We start from the raw sequence: 18,916 nt of genomic DNA on the forward strand, positions 1-18,916 counted from the left end.
ATTGTCATATCTTAACGTTTCTGTTGTTTTTATCAAATTTCGGCACTAGTATATATAGCCTAAACACAATACAAATTAAGCAATACCGGCCATATGCCGGATACGTTTACTTCCTTGTTACTCTCATCAATATCTAAAGAAAATATCATGACAATCGAAAAAGCAATGCGCATCCGCAATGCGCAATTTGAATTACGACATTTAGAGCAACTACAGCCATTTCCCCTTGCACAAGCAACAACAGGCACATCGGGAGATGACGTTTATTATGTAACCCGTAGCGACGATAAAATCATTGAAAACCCAAATGGCGGAGATGATACGGTTTACAGCAACGTCAGCTATACCCTTCCAAACCACGTTGAAAACCTTGTTTTGACCGGCACGGCCAACATTTTCGGTGCAGGCAACAACAGCAACAACATCCTCATCGGCAATGAAGGCCGCAACCGCCTCAACAGCGGCCGCGGCGACGACATCGTTTACGGCGGTGGTGGCAACGATTTCATCAACGGCGGCGAAGGCAACGACCGTCTTTTCGGCGAAACAGGCAATGACACCCTCAACGGCGAAGCAGGCAACGATGTGCTTGAAGGTGGCGAAGGTGACGACACCTATCTTTTCTCTGCCAAAAGCGAGCAAGACACCATCATCGACAATCAAGGCCATAACAGCATCCGCTTTCATACTGATCTGAGCCTTAACGATTTAACCGTTGAAGTCCGAAACAATGAAACCGGCAGTCATGACTGGCTGATTGCCGTGAAAAACAGCAACGCCGTTTTAACCATCAAAAACCAATACACTCAAAACGGTACAACACCGGCAGTCTCCCAATTCATCATCGGCACACAAAAACTGGATGTAAACAGCTTTGCCAAATATTTCGATATTTCCCTGACTGAATATACCGAAAGCGGTAAGACCATCGATGGTAGCGACGGCAATGACCACCTAATCGGCACATCCGGCGATGATATTATCGACGGCAAAGCCGGTGCCGACATTATGGAAGGTGGAGACGGCAATGACACTTACTACGTTGATGATGTAAAAGACGTGGTTATCGAACAGGCTGACGGCGGCGAAGACACCGTATTCAGCAGCATTTCCCATACTGCCGCTACCCACGTCGAAAATGTTACCTTGACCGGCTCGGCCAATATTTTTGCCGCCGGCAACAACAGCAATAACATCCTGACCGGTAACGAAGGCCGCAACCGCCTCAACAGTGGACGCGGTGATGATACCGTTTACGGCATGGGTGGCAACGACAACCTCAACGGCGGAGACGGCAATGATTATCTGGATGGCGGCAACGGCAACGATGTCATCAACGGTGATACAGGCGACGACATTTTGGTGGGCGGCAACGGTAAAGACATTCTGAAAGGCGGAGCCGGAAACGATACCTATATCTACGGCGACAACGATACCATTATCGACAACCAAGGCATCAATACCCTCAAGTTTTCAGACGGCCTGAACAATGCCAAGCTCAACCTGAAGACCATTCATAACGATGATGGCAGCCAAAGCTGGGAAATTACTTCCGAACAAGGTTCTGCCCTGATTCAAAACCAAATCGGTGCGGATGGCAGCATTTCCATCGACCGCTTCCAGTTTAACGACCAAACCTATATTGCCGCGCAGTTCCAACAAGCCTTCCAAGCGCTGAAAGACGAAACCATTAAATTTGTCGGCACAAACGGCGACGATACTTTGCATGGTAATGCAGCCGACAATGAAATTGACGGCGGCAATGACGGCCATGATACCCTTTATGGCCACGACGGCGATGACATTTTGCGCGAACACAGCGAAACCTATTACGGCAACGAACCCGCTTCCGACGATAAACTCTACGGCGGCAACGGTAACGACAAACTTTATGCCCATGTAGGTGCCGACTTATTCGACGGCGGCGCAGGCAATGATTATCTGGAAGGCGGCGAACACAACGATACCTATATCTTCGGCAAAGGTTACGGTCATGACACCATTTTTGACTTCAACTTCGGTTTTGATAGCGAGGCAAGCCTACACAGACTCAACGCCAACGTCGTGAAATTTACCGGCGGCATTACCCTTGACGACCTTGAAATTACCGTTGAAAAAGGTTACGACAAAACCGGGATTGCCGACATGCCCGACAGCAACCAATTTGTATCCAATCCCCTGCTGGATGGCGATACTTGGCATATCCGCATTAAAGGCACAGATGATGTTTTGACCATCAAAAACCAAAGCGGCATTTATGGTGCGATTTCCGAGTTTCAGTTTGACGGCAATACCTCATACAGCACCGGCGAGCTGATCAACCACTTCAAACTGTCTATCCCGCACATGATCGGTAACACAAACATCGTCCAATACACAGGCCAACCCGTTGAGGAACTCAACCGGGATGTGTACAACAACTTCAACCACACCATCCATGCCGATAGCGACAACAGCGATTTAGATTTGTCGCGTTACACTTCTGTTGTCGAATACAGGGGCAACCGCAGTGATGAAACCATTACTTTGGGCCGAGGCATCAACATCGTTGATACGGCCGGCGGCAACGATACCATTACCGACCCCGGTTCCGAGCGTACGGTGATTATGTTCGGCAGAAACAGCGGCAACGACACCTTTAATCCGTATGGTGGCAGCGATACCCAAGTCCTTTTCAAAGAAGGGATTACGCTGAAAGATTTACAGTTAAAAACCGGCGATGATTGGGTCTTAACCATCAAAGATACAGGCGACACCCTGACCATCCATGACATTGCCAACAATAATGTCGACAGCTTTGTATTCGGAAACGGTAAGAGCTACACCGCCGACGAAATCAACAAAGCACTGATTACTGAAAATACACAAAACAACGGTATCCTGTAAAACTCAAAGGCCGTCTGAAACCTTAATTCAGACGGCCTTTGTCCTTTGCTGATTTATTTATCGTTCTGCTATATAATTATTCTCATTCGAATTCACAAGAAAGAATAAAAATGGATGCCTTAAATCTCCTCACCACGCGTCGCTCTTCCAAAAAACTGACTGCTCCGGCACCCAATGCCGAGCAACTGGAACAAATGCTGCAAGCGGCAACACAAGTACCCGATCACGGCAATATGCGCCCTTACCGCTTTACTGTAATTCAAAGCGAAGCCGGTTTGCAACGTTTCCGCGAGCTTTTGAGCAAGACCGTTACCGAACTCAACTTCGGCGATGATGCCATGAAAAAGGCCGAACGCGTCGGCAACATGGCACCTATGATTATCGGCGTTACATTCGTGCCAAACCGTGAAGTAGCAAAACCCAAACCCGAATGGGAGCAAATGTTGACCGCCGGATGCGCCGCCTACGCGTTGCAACTGTCTGCTTCTGCTCAAGGCTTCGACAATGTTTGGATTACGGGCATGTGGGTCAACAGCCCATTGTTGCGCGAAGCATTTGAGTGTGCCGACAAAGACAAAATCATCGGCCTGATGATGATTGGTTCGCCAACCGAAGAAGGCAGCGGCCCGAAAAATACCAACTTGGAATGTTTTACAACTTATTGGTAAAGCCTGAAAACACTATGGCCGTCTGAAAACCTGATTTAATGGTTGTTCAGACGGCCTTTCTATATCTATTATCGAAGCATCAAGCCGGATTCATAAACGCTTCAATTTTTTCCAAAGAAATATCCGCCGTCGCGCCATGATGTGAAGCCACTAATGCACCCAGCGCACAAGCAAAAGCAATGGCTTCTTGAGGAGGTGCATTGTTCAGCAGTTTGTAAGTCAAACCACCAAGGAAGCTGTCTCCGGAGCCGACAGTATCCACCACTTTGACGCGGAAACCGCAATGACGGTACACCTCGCCGTCCTTATACAAAACCGCACCATGGCTGCCCAAAGTCACACACAAGATTTTGACACCTGTCAGCTTAACAAGGTAGCCGATATTTTGCTCGATACTGTGATAAGGAGAGCCGTAAGCCGCAGCCAACTCATACAGCTCATCATCATTGAGTTTGACCATATCGGACTGTTTCATGGTCTCCAACAAGCGGTCAATATCGTAATGCGGCTTGCGCAGATTAACGTCAAAAATTTTGAATTTGGCTTCTTTCAATAAAGCGTCCAAGCTTTTACGCGAAACCTCGTCACGGGTTGCCAAGCTGCCAAAAACGAACGCATCGGATTCTGCCACTCGCTTGATTGCCGCATTATTATTCGCAATTCTGTCCCACGCGCAAGGATAAACAATCTCATAAGACGCACTGCCAGACTTGTCCAAATGCACTTTTACCAAACTGGTCGCGCATTCGTGGCAAACCTGCAAATAATCAGTATTGACGTTTTTGCTTTGGACCTGGCGCAGCAATTCCTCGCCGTCGGCATCATCACCGCGACGGCTGATGATGGCAGCATCGATACCCAAAGACTGCAAACGGACAGCAACATTCAAGGGGGCGCCACCCAATACCTTTCCGTTTGGAAAATCGTCCCACAGCACTTCGCCGAAACTGGTTACTTTCATTCTTAACCTTCCTTATTTGAGGTTGATTGGCAGGGTCTGCACACCCGACAGATTTTTTGCAAATCATGTACTTGTAGTAAAACTCCAGTACTGGGGGCAAAAGTATTATGTTTTAAAATATTGGGACTGACAAGCAATTAAGGGCATATCAGACAATAAACTTGATTCATCACAAAATTATATCGTCCATATTTTTTCTTTTTCTTTCACATTTATCCCCTCTGATTTCATTAAAACAAAACATTCTGAAATTTAAATACAAAAGGCCGTCTGAAAATTGATTCAATCAATTTTCAGACGGCCTTTATCGAATTATTGCAGGTTTAAACTACCACTTCTTCTTTTTTCTTCACTTCTTTGGCAATGTTCTCACGGCTCAAACCAAACATCAGCAAGAGCGGGCTGGCAACCAATACGGAAGAGTAAATACCGAACACGATACCGATGGTCAGCGCCATAGAGAAACCGTGCAAGGCCGCACCGCCGAACACCAGCATAGAAACAACCATTGCCTCGGTCGAACCGTGGGTAATGATGGTACGGCTCATGGTAGCGGTAATCGCATTGTCGATAACCTCCGGAACAGTATGGCCGCGCATATGCGGTTTGCGGAAGTTTTCACGAATACGGTCAAACACCACCACAGATTCGTTCACGGAATAACCCAAAACTGCCAAAATACCTGCCAAGACAGTCAATGAGAATTCCCATTGGAAGAAGGCAAAACAGCCGAGAATAATCACGATATCGTGCATATTCGCAATAATCGCGGATACTGCAAAACGCCATTCAAAACGCATGGACAAATAAATAATAATACCTGCCACCACGAAGCCCAATGCCATCAAACCATTGGTTACCAATTCTTCGCCGACTTGAGGGCCGATGAATTCGACTTGGCGCAAGGTAACGTCAGGATTGTCTTTTTTCAGCGAATCCATCACTTGGTTGGACAGCTGGGCAGACGTTACGCCTTCTTTGTTCGGCAGGCGGATCATGATGTGTTTGTTCGTACCCAATGCCTGAACCTGTACATCGCCCATTTTCAGCGTATCGAGGCGTTCGCGTGTTTTATTCACATCAACGCCCTGCTGATATTGGACTTCCATCACCGTACCGCCGGTAAATTCGACGGAGAAATTCAGGCCTTTGGTTACCAAAAAGAACACGGCGGCGATAAACGTAACCAACGAAATAAAAGTCGTCAGTTTGCCGTAGCTCATAAACGGAATATCGCGTTTGATTTTAAATAATTCCATGTTTTACTCCTTGCCTTCTGCCATTTCAGCTTTCGGCTTCCATACCGAACCGATGGAAATATTTTGCAATTTGCGACGGCGGCCGTACCACAGGTTGACCAAAGCACGGAACACGACCACGGATGAATACATCGAAGTCAGAATACCGATACAGTGTACAACCGCAAAACCGCGTACCGGGCCGGAACCGAATACCAACAAAGCGATACCGGCAATCAGAGAGGTCAAGTTGGAGTCGACAATGGTTGCCCAAGCGTGTTGGAAACCGAGGTTGATGGCCTGCTGCGGTGCGACACCGGCACGCAATTCCTCACGGATACGTTCATTAATCAACACGTTGGAGTCAATCGCCATACCCAAGGTTAAGGCCAAGGCGGCAATACCCGGCAAGGTCAGCGTTGCCTGCATGGCAGACAAAATACCCACCAAAAACAAGATATTGGTACTCAAGGCAATGGTAGAGAAGAAACCCATCAAGCGGTAGTAAATCACCATGAATGCAGCAACAGCGGCAAAGCCCCACAAGGTAGAGTGGAAACCTTTTTCAATGTTTTCTTTACCCAAAGACGGGCCGATGGTACGTTCTTCGACAATCTGCATCGGCGCGGCCAGCGAACCGGCACGCAGCAACAATGAAGTATCGTTGGCTTCGGCAGTTGTCATGCTGCCGGAAATCTCCACACGACCACCGGTAATGGCAGCGCGGATGACAGGCGCGGTCACGACTTCGGATTTACCTTGGTCGATCAACACCATAGCCATACGTTTACCCACATTGGCCGAAGTCAATTCTCCAAAAATGCTGCCACCTGCGCTGTCCAAGCTCAGGCTCACAGCAGGCGCACCCATTTGGTCAAAGCTAGGTTGCGCGTCGTTGATGTTGTCGCCGGTCAGTTCAACTTGTTTGTTGACCAAAATAGTTTCCGGATGATCACCACCGCTTGACAGCAACTCATAACCAGTCGGTACATTACCGTTTAAGGCTTCTTGCAGTTTAATCGGATCATCTTCCACCATGCGCACTTCCAAAGTCGCGGTACGACCGATAATGTCTTTTGCTTTGGCAGTATCTTGCACACCCGGCAACTGTACGACAATGCGGTCAAGGCCAGATTGCTGGATAACCGGTTCTGCCACACCCAATTCGTTCACACGGTTATGCAAAGTGTTGATGTTTTGTTTTACCGCATCAGAACGTACTTTATTGATCGCCTCTTCAGACAGAGTCAGCACGATATTGTTGCCATCCGGCAGCAGCGTGGCTTCAGGGAACAATTTTTGCAACTGAGGCAAGGCTTTTTGTACATCAGTAGCATCTTGCAAAGGCACGGTCAGACCGTTTTCAGTCTGATGCACTGTACCGGTACGGATTTTTTCGCGGCGCAATTCTCGGCGGATATCACCGGAATAACGTTCAAACGTTTTCTGCATCGCGGCCTTCATGTCCACCTGCATAGTGAAATGCACGCCGCCGCGCAAGTCCAGACCCAGGAACATCGGATTGGCTTTAATTTTCGCCATCCACTCAGGACTGTCCGCCAAAAGGTTGAGCGCGGTAATATAGCCTTCGCCCAAAGTGTTTTCGATGACATCACGCGCTTTTAATTGCGTTTCAGTATCTTTAAAGCGCACTTTCAGCGAGTTATCGACAATGAACATACCGTCAGTCTGAATACCTGCGCTTTGTAACGCAGAAGACACTTTAGACTGGGTTTGCTCATTGATAACGATGGCTTGTCGGTTGGTCGATACCTGTACCGCAGGCGTTTCACCGAAAAGGTTGGGCAGCGAATAAACAGCCGCAACCACAATCGTGAACGCAATCAGCAGGTATTTCCATAAAGGATAACGGTTCATGGTAAACCTTTGCTTTATTTATAAAGGCAAACAGCCGCACTCGGAAAATGAGGCGGCTTTTCGCAAAAAAACGGATTATTCGGCTTTCGCGGCAATCGCGTTGCGTTCCACTTCTACTTCGATTCTCGCACCTTGGCCGATGTCGACAGTGTAGAATTGCTCGCCGACTTTGGTCACGCGGCCTTTGAAACCTGCAGCCAAAACGACTTTATCACCTACTTTCAAAGCAGCCAGCATAGCTTGGTGTGCTTTGAATTTCTTTTGTTGAGGACGCATAATCAGGAAGTAAAACACCACCATAATCAGCAGTAAAGGGGCAAATTGAGCCACAGCTTGATTCATAATATATCCGTTCTTTTGAGTTTTAAGATAAAGTAAAAAACTGCATACAGCCCAAAACGCAGTTGGTCGGACTGTAAAATTGAGCTATTCTAAAGGCCGTCTGAAAAATTTCCAAGCATTTCCGTATTTATTAACCATATTTAGCAGTCCGTGCGACTCGTTCGATACACACTTTCCATGCTTAAAAAAATCATTTGGCGCGTGCGTACCCTGCTGCGTCGACTACTTGGCAAAAATGCCCGCACCGTATGGATTTCCCATCCGATATTTCTGCAGCACCAGCCGGGCACCAACCACCCCGACAAGCCAGAACGCATCAGCGCCATTCAAGCCGCCTTAAAAACGGAAGGCATTTGGCGTCATCTGCAAACCGCTGAAGCACCCGAAATCAAAGATGCACAACTGGCATTGGTCCACTCGCGCAATTATCTGCACGACTTGGAAGCTGCCCAACCGCTCCCCGGCAAAATCCACCGCATCGATGACGATACGGTCATCTGCCACGACTCCCTCCAAGCTGCCCGTTTTGCAGCCGGCGCCGTTGTCAAAGCAGTCGATATGGTGATGAACAAAAAGGCTTGGCATGCTTTTTGCGCCATCCGCCCACCCGGCCACCATGCCCACAGCAACAGCGCCAGCGGATTCTGCCTCGTCAACAACACCGCCGCCGGCGTGATGCACGCCATTGCCCAATACCGCCTGCAACGCATCGCCGTCATCGATTTCGACGCCCACTTCGGCGACGGTACGGCGGAGATTCTCCGAGACGATCCGCGCGTGATGTTTTTCAACCTGTTTGAAACCGACATCTTTCCCTTCCCTCAAGCGGAACAATACGCCGGCAATAAGAATATGCTGCATACGCCCCTCAAACCAGGTACAGGCAGCCGTATCTTCCGTACGACCATCCGCGAACAATGGCTGCCCAAGCTGGAAGCTTTCCGTCCCGAGTTGGTATTGCTTTCAGCAGGTTTTGACGGGCATAAACAAGACGAAACAGGCCGTCTGAACCTGCATGAAGCCGACTTTGCCTGGCTGACACACAAAATCGTCCAAGCAACGGCAAGCTGTCAGGGGCGTGTCGTTTCCGTACTGGAAGGCGGCTATACCTTGGAATCCATGTCCAAATCCGCCGCCGCCCACATCCGCGTATTAGCAGGCTTGAGCAAGGCCGATTACGTCATCGCCTACCAAAAGCATTTGAAGCGCGGCAAAAGTAACAATCCTACGCAATAACGCATTTAAACTATCGACCCCAGGCCGTCTGAAAACAGATTATCCATTTCAGACGGCCTTTTTTCATTTACAAACTTTAATTTGAGCAAAGACAAACCATTTCCATATTATCAGTAGTAAAATAACAAATATAAAACATATCAATAAAAATACTTCACACACCACACTGCTTCCCTTTCCCTAATTGACCGTCTTTTCAGACGGCCTCCACTTTAAAAAAAGGAGCGTTACAATGAAAGCAGCACGTTTTTACAACAAAGGCGACATCCGCATCGAAGACATTCCCGAGCCAACCGTCGCTCCGGGTACTGTCGGCATCAATGTTGCGTGGTGCGGTATCTGCGGTACCGACCTGCACGAATTCATGGAAGGCCCGATTTTCATTCCGCCTTGTGGCCATCCGCACCCAATCTCCGGCGAGTCAGCGCCAGTAACCATGGGGCACGAGTTCTCCGGCGTGGTTTATGCCGTAGGTGAAGGCGTGGACGACATCAAAGTCGGCCAACACGTTGTTGTCGAACCCTACATCATCCGCGACGACGTACCGACCGGCGAAGGCAGCAACTACCACCTCTCCAAAGACATGAACTTCATCGGCTTGGGCGGCTGCGGTGGCGGTTTGTCTGAAAAAATCGCCGTCAAACGCCGTTGGGTACACCCTATTTCCGACAAAATCCCATTGGACCAAGCTGCTTTGATTGAGCCTCTATCTGTCGGCCACCATGCTTATGTACGCAGTGGCGCGAAAGAAGGCGACGTCGCATTGGTCGGCGGTGCAGGCCCAATCGGTTTGCTGTTGGCTGCCGTACTGAAAGCCAAAGGCATCAAAGTCATCATCACCGAATTGAGCAAAGCACGTAAAGACAAAGCACGCGAAGCCGGCGTGGCCGACTATATCCTCGACCCATCCGAAGTCGATGTCGTTGAAGAAGTGAAAAAACTGACCAACGGCGAAGGCGTAGATGTCGCATTCGAATGCACCAGCGTCAACAAAGTACTGGACACCATGGTCGAAGCATGCCGTCCGACTGCGAAAGTCGTCATCGTATCCATTTGGAGCCACCCCGCCACCATCAACGTCCACAGCGTTGTGATGAAAGAGCTGGACGTGCGCGGCACCATCGCCTACTGCAACGACCACGCAGAAACCATCAAATTGGTTGAAGAAGGCAAAATCAACCTTGAGCCTTTCATCACCCAACGCATCAAACTGGACGAATTGATTTCCGAAGGCTTCGAGCGCTTGATCCACAACAACGAATCCGCAGTAAAAATCATTGTCAATCCTAATCTTTAATCCTAAGGCTTAAAGAATAAACAGGCCGTCTGAAACTTTTCAGACGGCCTTTGTACTTGATAAATTCCCGAATGGCCCAATCCTCTGCCAACCATTCACTTATCAAGAGCAAAATCTCATGAATCCAAAATACGCCCCACTCTTCCAAACATACACCCTCAATAACGGCGTAACCATCAAAAACCGCCTTGTCGTCGCCCCCATGACCCATTTCGGCTCACAAGCCGACGGTTTGATCAGCGACCAAGAGCGTACCTTTCTCAGCAACCGTGCAGGCGATATGGGCATGTTTATCACTGCCGCCACTTTGGTTCAAAAAGACGGCAAAGCCTTTCACGGCCAACCTGAAGCCACAGGCGAACACTGCCTCGACAGCCTGAAAGAAACCGCACAAATCCTGCAACAACAAGGCGCAAAAGCGATTTTGCAAATCCATCACGGCGGTTCCAAAGCCATTGATGAACTTTTGGACGGTCTCGACAAAATCAGCGCTTCCGCCAACGAAGCCGAACACGCACGCGAAGCGACCGCAGAAGAAGTCGAGGCACTCATCGCTTCTTATGCACAAGCCGCCGATTTGGCGCTTCGTGCCGGTTTTGACGGCGTGGAAATCCACGGTGCGAACGGCTATTTAATCCAACAGTTTTACTCCGCCCAAAGCAACCGCCGCAACGACCAATGGGGCGGTAGCTTGGAAAACAGAATGCGCTTCCCGCTGGCCGTTATCGATGCCGTGGTTGCCGTCCGTGAAAAACACCAGCGCAATGACTTCATTATCGGCTACCGCTTCTCCCCTGAAGAACCGGGCGATGACGGCTTAACCATGACCGAAACCGGCGCATTGATTGACGCATTGGTACAAAAACCGCTGCAATATCTGCACGTTTCCCTGTGGGAATTTGATAAAAAAATCCGTCGCGGCGGCGATACCGCCCAAACCCGTATGCAGTTTATCCACGAACGCATCAACGGCAAACTGCCGCTTATCGGGGTGGGCAACCTGTTTACCGCCGACCAAATTTTGGCCGCCTATGAAACCGGCTGGGCAGAATTTATCGCATTGGGCAAAACCGTGATGATTAATCCGCACATCGCCACGCAAATCCGTGAAGGTCGCGAAGATGAAATCGAAACGCAACTCGATCCGACGCGCGCCGACCATTACGGCCTCCCCGACACCTTGTGGGGATTTTCCTCCAGCGGTACGCAATCATGGCTGCCGCCGGTAAAAGGCGCGGAATGGAAACCGATGGATATTTAATCATCGATTCATAGCATAAGGCCGTCTGAAACTTTTCAGACGGCCTTTGATTTGGTGCGCAAACATTGAATTATCAAGCATTTTTTTGTACAATTCCGCATCTTTCAATCTATTTCAGGGCGTGTCGCACACGCCCTTATTTTAGCCTGTTTCCCAACACCCATATCCTTCAGGCCGTCTGAAAAAGCGGCCTGAAACTTTTTGCAAAGAAAACCATGTCCCAAGAAATCCTCGACCAAGTGCGCCGCCGCCGCACGTTTGCCATCATCTCCCACCCTGACGCGGGTAAAACCACGCTGACCGAAAAACTGCTGCTGTTTTCAGGTGCAATTCAAAGCGCGGGTACGGTAAAAGGCAAAAAAACCGGCAAATTCGCCACCTCCGACTGGATGGAAATCGAGAAGCAGCGCGGCATTTCCGTGGCATCAAGCGTGATGCAGTTCGACTACAAAGACCACACCGTCAACCTCTTGGACACGCCGGGACACCAAGACTTCTCCGAAGACACCTACCGCGTTTTGACCGCCGTGGACAGCGCCTTGATGGTCATCGACGCGGCAAAGGGCGTGGAAGCGCAAACCATCAAACTCTTGAACGTCTGCCGCCTGCGCAACACGCCGATTGTCACGTTCATGAACAAATACGACCGCGAAGTGCGTGACTCTTTGGAATTGCTGGACGAAGTGGAAAACATCCTGCAAATCCGCTGCGCGCCCGTAACCTGGCCGATCGGCATGGGCAAAAACTTCAAGGGCGTGTACCACATCCTGAACGATGAAATCTATCTCTTCGACGCAGGTGGCGAGCGCCTGCCGCACGAGTTCGACATCATCAAAGGCATCGACAACCCTGAATTGGAACAGCGCTTTCCGTTGGAAATCCAACAGTTGCGCGACGAAATCGAATTGGTGCAGGCTGCTTCCAACGAGTTTAATCTCGACGAATTCCTCGCCGGCGAACTCACGCCCGTGTTCTTCGGCTCGGCGATTAACAACTTCGGTATTCAGGAAATCCTCAATTCATTGATTGAATGGGCGCCTGCGCCGAAACCGCGTGATGCTACCGTACGCATGGTCGAGCCTGACGAACCTAAGTTCTCCGGATTTATCTTCAAAATCCAAGCCAATATGGACCCGAAACACCGCGACCGTATCGCCTTCTTGCGCGTCTGCTCCGGCAAATTCGAGCGCGGCATGAAGATGAAACACCTGCGTATCAACCGCGAAATCGCCGCCTCCAGCGTGGTTACCTTCATGTCCCACGACCGTGAGCTGGTAGAAGAAGCCTACGCCGGCGACATTATCGGTATCCCGAACCACGGCAACATCCAAATCGGCGACAGCTTCTCCGAAGGCGAACAACTGGCGTTCACCGGCATCCCATTCTTCGCGCCCGAACTGTTCCGCAGCGTCCGCATCAAAAACCCGCTGAAAATCAAGCAACTGCAAAAAGGCTTGCAACAGCTTGGCGAAGAAGGCGCGGTACAGGTTTTCAAACCGATGAGCGGCGCGGATTTGATTTTGGGCGCGGTCGGCGTGTTGCAGTTTGAAGTCGTTACCTCGCGACTGGCCAACGAATACGGCGTAGAAGCCGTGTTCGACAGCGCATCTATCTGGTCTGCGCGCTGGGTATCGTGCGAAGACAAGAAAAAGCTGGCGGAGTTTGAAAAAGCCAATGCCGGCAATCTGTCGATAGACGCAGGCGGCAACCTCGCCTACCTCGCGCCTAACCGCGTCAATCTGAATCTAACACAAGAACGCTGGCCGGATATCGTGTTCCACGAAACACGCGAGCATTCGGTTAAACTGTAAAATGCAAAGGCCGTCTGAAACTTTCAGACGGCCTTTTTTTCATTCAATATCAACCCAATAAATCCCAAGCAAACTTCCCAATGGTCAGGCACAGCAGCAACATAAATCCGTAACGTAGCAGCTTGGTTCCGCCGCGCATTGCCAAGCGCGCGCCGACCACGCCGCCGCATAAATTCGCTACCGCCAACGGTATCGCCCATGCCCACGCGACATGGCCTTGCGGGATAAAAAACGTCAGCGCGGCAAGATTGGTGGTCGAATTGATGACCTTTGCCGAAGCGTTCGCCGCTAAAAAATCATAGCCGTAAAAGCGGACGAATACAAAAGCCAACAAGCTGCCCGTTCCCGGCCCGAACACGCCGTCATAAAACCCGATTAATGCACCGAAAAATAAGCCCCATAAGGTTTCACGGCGCGTCAGCTTTTCAGTGCGCACCGTCTGCCCCAAGTCTTTTTTCAAAAAAGTGTACAAACACATGGCAATCATGATGACCAGCATTGCCGGTTTCATGTATTGCACGGGGAAATACACCACCGTTTTCGCGCCCAAATATGAAGCGGCAAACGCCAACGCCGCGGCAGGCAACAGCATTTTCCACGGCACGGGAATTCGGCGCAGATATTGCCCCGTCGCGGTCAACGTGCCGCAGCAGGAAGCAAATTTATTGACACCCATCACCGAGGCCACAGGCGTAGCGTTTGGCAATAGGTTGAATAATCCGGGAATCTGCAACAGCCCTCCGCCGCCAACCGCCGCATCCATCAGCCCTGCGGCAAAGCCGACCAACACCAGATAATAAAAAAACGAATCTGCAAGCATAATGTCCATCTCTAAAAAGCAAAGCGATTTTGCGCGTATTTGCCTATCCTGACAACCTACAAGGCCGTCTGAAAACAAGAAACAATATCCTGTTTTCAGACGGCCTTTCTTTTTAAATTCAACCGCTCAAATTGCGGCTTAAAAATTTTTCCATTAAAATGCCGCCCCTTATCTTTCCTACACACAACACATTTTATGGAACATTCCACCCCGACCAAGCGCACAGCCCACGAACGAATGGGCATCTTCGCACACATCATTTTCGCCAGCCGCTGGCTGCAACTGCCGATTTATATAGGCTTGATTATCGCCCAAGTCATTTATGCCTGTAAGTTCCTCAAATCCTTGTGGCACTTGGTATCCAATTTCAGCATCATGGATGAAAACACCATCATGATCGCCGTATTGAACCTGATTGATGTCGTGATGATTGCCAACCTGCTGACTATGGTCATTGTCGGTGGCTACGAGACCTTCGTTTCCCGCCTCCATGTTGAAGAACATCCCGACCAACCCGAATGGCTCAGCCACGTCAATGCTTCGGTTTTGAAGGTCAAACTGTCGATGTCCATCATCAGCATCTCTTCCATCTATTTGCTGCAAACCTTCCTCAATGCCGCCAATCTGTCGGAAAAACAAATCATGTGGCAATGTATTACCCACATCTGTTTCCTGATTTCTGCGCTTGCCATGGCTTTAACGGACAAAATCGTGTACAGCACGACGCATAAAGCGCATTGATAAAAAGCAATCAAAAGGCCGCCTGAAATATTTCAGACGGCCTTTTGATTATTGGGCAATGTTTGAAACTGACACTTTCAACTTATTGCTTACGCTTGTCCCACCAGGCAAACAAGTTGCCCAAAACCGTTCCCGATACAGAGTGCCAAACGCAGGCAACGGCGGCGGCAACGGCGGACTCGGCATTACCGGGGAAGAATTTAGCACTCAAACCGGTGGCAAGTCCGGCATTTTGTACACCGACTTCGATGGCAAGGGTGCGTTTTTTGGCGGTATTCATGCCGGTCAGCGCGCCGCTGTAATAGCCGAGGATGTAGCCGCCGATGTTGTGGGCAGCGATGGCGAGTACCATAACCAAGGCGGATTCGGCAAATCGGTGGCCGTGAACGGCAGCAACGCCGCCGACGATGCAGGCAAACGCGACAACGGCAACGGCAGGCATAATTGCGCTCACGTCTTCAAACCAATGTTTTTTGTGCAGCAATATATTGGCGGCAGAGCCGATAACGACAGGCAACAGGGTAACGAGCAACATAAATTTAAACATGCCCCAGCCATCCATTTCAACGGTTTGTCCGACCAAATAAGTCATCCACAGCGGCGTCATCACAGGAGCGAGGACGGTGGAAACCGTGGTCATGCCGACCGAAAAGGCAACATCGCCTTTAGCCAAAAAACTCATGATATTGGACGAAACGCCGCCCGGACAAGTACCGACCAAAACCAAACCCAGCGTCAATCCTGGCGACAAGTCGAAGGCTCTGGCAATACCGATGGCAAGCAAGGGCATAATCGTATATTGGGCGATGGCACCGATGAAAATATCGAGCGGACGTTGCGCCAAAATTTGATAATCTTCTTTGCCCAAAGTCATGCCCATACCCAGCATGATGATGCCGAGTACGACGACTTGCGTATCGCCTTTTACCCACGAAAAAGTGGCAGGTTCGATAAAGGCGATGATGGAAGCAAGGACGATGATCAGAGCGGTGAAGCGGGTCATTTGCCGACTGATAGCGGTCAGAAAGTTCATTATTTTTCTCCTGTGTATGTTTTTATCATGACAATAATTGCCATAATTTAACGGATATTAACTTTTATATACAGCTCTGGCAATAACCGCGTTTGATATTTCAAACATGAATGACCTACCCCGCCCTTTATAGTCATAAAACTGAAGGGTGAATAAACTATTTTTCTCGCTCCTTTTTCAATCTTTCATTCCGCCAACGATACCATTCTTCAGGACTCATTTTTTTCCTCATCGGTCATGTTTCCCGAACAGGCGATAATGGTGAAATCTATGACATGCCCATCGTCACGCTCAACAGTAGCAGAAAAAACTTCTTTACCTTGATAGCATAGTGGCCACTCGTCTCGAAGTTGTCCAGTACCGCATTGCGCATGATACGGGCAAGTTGCGTCATCAATGGCTGGGTATTACTTGTACGCTGTGCAATAGCATTTAAGCTTTTTGCAGAGCATCTGTGTTGATTTTTATCTTGACCATCAGTATATTGTCTTTAACAAAGCCGTAAAGCATGGGTTACCAAATGGAAAGGGAGCGGTGGCACAAGCCCCCGTGTGATCCTGTTCGAATCAGGCAAAATGCTTTACGGCTTTTTCCATAACAGTTCAATCGTATTCAAACTAATTATCTAGTTTTGGTCACCAACAACAGCACCGGTATTAACCATATTGGTTAAGAATTTCGCTTTTTTACCAGTAAGCAGATTTCATTCCTCCGCTTTATAATCCATCGTAATAACCAGCTTGCCTTTAATGATCATGCCTGAATCTCTTTGTTTACTTGAAATTGATTGATAAAAGGCCGTCTGAAACTTTTCAGACGGCCTTGTTTTATCTGTTCGTTATCGATTTATTCGATATTTTGAACCTGTTCGCGCATTTGTTCGATTAAGACTTTCAGTTCAACCGACGCTTGCGTGCATTCGGCGGCGATGGCCTTACTGCCCAAAGTATTGGCTTCGCGGTTGAGCTCCTGCATCAGGAAATCCAAACGTTTGCCTACGCTGCCCTTGCCTTCGGTAACAATGCGGCGCACTTCGGCGATATGGGTGCGCAAACGGCTGAATTCCTCATCTACATCGGATTTCTGGATAAACAAAGCAAATTCTTGTTGCAAGCGGTCGTTGTCGATATTGCCGACGGCTTCGGCCAAACGGGTTTTGACTTTGTCCATATGCGCTTGCAGAAGGCTTGGGAACAGTTCGTTCAAAGCGTCCACAATCTCTTCCATAGCGGTCAGACGTTGCAATAAATGTTCGCCCAGTTTTTTGCCCTCGCGTTTGCGGGCGGCTGTGAACTCTTTCAACGCGCTGGTCAATAAATCTTTGACACCTTTCGCCAAGGCCTCAGAGTCTTCGCTCTGACCTGCCAAAACGCCGGGGAAACGCAAAACGTCGGCCACGCTCAGCTTGCCGAAATTGTGTTCCTTGCGCCATTCTTTGTTTAAATGTGCCAGCTGTGCGACCAAGTCCTGATTGACTTCCAAAGTCTGACCGCCCGAAGCCGCATCTTGCAGCTGAACACGGCACTCCAGTTTACCGCGTGCTACAGCCGCGGCAATCTGTTCGCGCAATGCGCCTTCCAAATAGCGCAACTCTTCCGGCATACGGAATTGGACATCCAAATAACGATGGTTGACCGCGCGGATTTCCAAATTAATCCGTTTGCCGCCGCATTCGCCTGCGGCATTGGCAAAGCCGGTCATGCTGTGGATTTGAATAGTTCGTCTTGTAGCCATGATTTTACTCCGTTTCCAAATACGAGTGAAAGTACGGACACTATAACACACCCGACCGACGATTTTCAGACGGCCTTTACTGCTAAATTCCTCTATAATTCAAGGCAACCTGTTTTTTATTCCCCCAAAGGACCATCATGAGCGACTACACCCGCACCGGCCGCGCCGCCGACAGCCTGCGCAACATTAAAATCACCCCCAATTTCCTGCCACACGCCGATGGCTCCTGCCTTATCGAGTGCGGCAACACCAAAGTGATTTGCACTGCCTCCATCGATGAAAATGTCCCACCGTTCCTGCGCGGTAAAGAACAAGGCTGGGTAACGGCCGAATACGGCATGTTGCCGGCGTCCACTGCCTCCCGTATGCGTCGTGAAGCCACCGCGGGCAAACAGTCCGGCCGCACACAAGAAATCCAACGCCTGATCGGCCGCTCGCTGCGCGCCGTCGTCGATATGGAAAAACTCGGCGAACGCCAAATCCTGATTGACTGCGACGTTATCCAAGCCGACGGCGGCACGCGTACCGCCTCCATTACCGGTGCCTACGTTGCCCTGCAAATCGCCGTGGACAAACTCCTTTCAGACGGCCTTATCAGCGAAAACCCAATCCGTGAAGCCGTTGCCGCCGTTTCCGCCGGCGTGGTGGGCGGTGTACCGCTTTTGGACTTAGACTATCCCGAAGACTCAGGCTGCGACAGCGACGTCAACATCATCATGACCGCATCCGGCAAAATAATCGAAATCCAAGGTACGGCCGAAGGCGCACCGTTCAGCATCGAAGAATTGGGCAAACTCATTGCCCTCGCGCACAAAGGCATTGCCGAATTGGTTCAACACCAGCAGGCCGCCCTTTTAGTCCGATAATCAGCAAGGCCGTCTGAAAACTTTCAGACGGCCTTTTTTAACCAAACCCCTTTATGCGTATTTACTCAAAAAAGCGCGTTCTATCCTTGAATTCCATGTAAAAAATAGTAATAATAACCCTTTTTCCAGCAAACCAAGCTGCCC

The 18,916-nt window shown here is 49.6% G+C and carries 15 protein-coding genes; 8 read left to right on the plus strand and 7 right to left on the minus strand.

The features are described from left to right. The first annotated feature begins 147 nt into the window (after positions 1 to 147). Positions 148 to 2,886, plus strand: a complete 2,739-nt coding sequence (locus CYJ98_RS06635) for a calcium-binding protein (RefSeq protein ID WP_101804487.1) — start codon at positions 148 to 150, stop codon at positions 2,884 to 2,886. Positions 2,887 to 2,996: 110 nt separating this feature from the next. Then, on the plus strand, positions 2,997 to 3,554 hold the full coding sequence (locus CYJ98_RS06640) for a nitroreductase family protein (RefSeq protein ID WP_101755291.1): 558 nt from the start codon (positions 2,997 to 2,999) through the stop codon (positions 3,552 to 3,554). A gap of 79 nt (positions 3,555 to 3,633) precedes the next feature. Here CYJ98_RS06640 and CYJ98_RS06645 read toward each other — a convergent pair whose 3' ends face one another. The 4 genes from CYJ98_RS06645 to yajC all read right to left on the minus strand — a co-directional run bounded on the left by CYJ98_RS06645 (position 3,634) and on the right by yajC (position 7,973). After that, positions 3,634 to 4,515, minus strand: coding sequence for a carbohydrate kinase family protein (locus CYJ98_RS06645; protein WP_101755290.1), 882 nt, complete (start codon positions 4,513 to 4,515; stop codon positions 3,634 to 3,636). A gap of 323 nt (positions 4,516 to 4,838) precedes the next feature. Then, entirely contained in the window at positions 4,839 to 5,774 is a 936-nt protein-coding gene (gene secF, locus CYJ98_RS06650) for a protein translocase subunit SecF (protein WP_101755289.1), read from the minus strand. 3 nt (positions 5,775 to 5,777) lie between these two features. Then, positions 5,778 to 7,631, minus strand: a complete 1,854-nt coding sequence (gene secD, locus CYJ98_RS06655; protein WP_101755288.1) for a protein translocase subunit SecD — start codon at positions 7,629 to 7,631, stop codon at positions 5,778 to 5,780. 75 nt (positions 7,632 to 7,706) lie between these two features. Next, positions 7,707 to 7,973 (minus strand): preprotein translocase subunit YajC, encoded by a 267-nt coding sequence (gene yajC / locus CYJ98_RS06660; protein ID WP_003678762.1) that lies wholly within the window; start codon positions 7,971 to 7,973, stop codon positions 7,707 to 7,709. 177 nt (positions 7,974 to 8,150) lie between these two features. Here yajC and CYJ98_RS06665 point away from each other — a divergent pair, with 177 nt between their 5' ends. The 4 genes from CYJ98_RS06665 to CYJ98_RS06680 all read left to right on the plus strand — a co-directional run bounded on the left by CYJ98_RS06665 (position 8,151) and on the right by CYJ98_RS06680 (position 13,578). Next, positions 8,151 to 9,209 (plus strand): histone deacetylase family protein, encoded by a 1,059-nt coding sequence (locus CYJ98_RS06665; protein WP_101755287.1) that lies wholly within the window; start codon positions 8,151 to 8,153, stop codon positions 9,207 to 9,209. 232 nt (positions 9,210 to 9,441) lie between these two features. Continuing rightward, entirely contained in the window at positions 9,442 to 10,506 is a 1,065-nt protein-coding gene (locus CYJ98_RS06670) for a 2,3-butanediol dehydrogenase (protein WP_003745670.1), read from the plus strand. Positions 10,507 to 10,624: 118 nt separating this feature from the next. Next, positions 10,625 to 11,767, plus strand: a complete 1,143-nt coding sequence (locus CYJ98_RS06675; protein WP_101755286.1) for an NADH-dependent flavin oxidoreductase — start codon at positions 10,625 to 10,627, stop codon at positions 11,765 to 11,767. Positions 11,768 to 11,982: 215 nt separating this feature from the next. Then, complete coding sequence (locus CYJ98_RS06680) at positions 11,983 to 13,578, plus strand: peptide chain release factor 3 (protein WP_101755285.1); 1,596 nt, start codon at positions 11,983 to 11,985, stop codon at positions 13,576 to 13,578. Between the two features lie 49 nt (positions 13,579 to 13,627). Here the strand turns inward: CYJ98_RS06680 and CYJ98_RS06685 are convergent, their stop codons facing one another. After that, the gene (locus CYJ98_RS06685; RefSeq protein ID WP_101755424.1) at positions 13,628 to 14,398 is read right to left on the minus strand and encodes a sulfite exporter TauE/SafE family protein; all 771 of its coding nucleotides are present in this window, start codon (positions 14,396 to 14,398) and stop codon (positions 13,628 to 13,630) included. 195 nt (positions 14,399 to 14,593) lie between these two features. Here CYJ98_RS06685 and CYJ98_RS06690 point away from each other — a divergent pair, with 195 nt between their 5' ends. Then, positions 14,594 to 15,139 carry a TIGR00645 family protein gene (locus CYJ98_RS06690; protein WP_101755284.1) on the plus strand — a complete coding sequence of 182 codons (546 nt, stop codon included), beginning with the start codon at positions 14,594 to 14,596 and terminating at the stop codon, positions 15,137 to 15,139. Positions 15,140 to 15,221: 82 nt separating this feature from the next. On the opposite strand, the gene CYJ98_RS06695 is transcribed toward CYJ98_RS06690, so the two are convergent. Together CYJ98_RS06695 and CYJ98_RS06700 are read right to left on the minus strand one after the other, a co-directional pair. Next, positions 15,222 to 16,172, minus strand: a complete 951-nt coding sequence (locus CYJ98_RS06695; RefSeq protein WP_101755283.1) for a bile acid:sodium symporter family protein — start codon at positions 16,170 to 16,172, stop codon at positions 15,222 to 15,224. An 846-nt stretch (positions 16,173 to 17,018) separates the two neighbouring features. Beyond that, positions 17,019 to 17,906, minus strand: a complete 888-nt coding sequence (locus tag CYJ98_RS06700; protein WP_283122241.1) for a YicC/YloC family endoribonuclease — start codon at positions 17,904 to 17,906, stop codon at positions 17,019 to 17,021. A gap of 137 nt (positions 17,907 to 18,043) precedes the next feature. Here CYJ98_RS06700 and rph point away from each other — a divergent pair, with 137 nt between their 5' ends. Then, on the plus strand, positions 18,044 to 18,772 hold the full coding sequence (gene rph / locus CYJ98_RS06705; protein WP_101755282.1) for a ribonuclease PH: 729 nt from the start codon (positions 18,044 to 18,046) through the stop codon (positions 18,770 to 18,772). Positions 18,773 to 18,916 lie beyond the last annotated feature (144 nt).

It is taken from the genome of Neisseria perflava (assembly GCF_002863305.2).
GTDB classification, from domain to species: domain Bacteria; phylum Pseudomonadota; class Gammaproteobacteria; order Burkholderiales; family Neisseriaceae; genus Neisseria; species Neisseria perflava_A.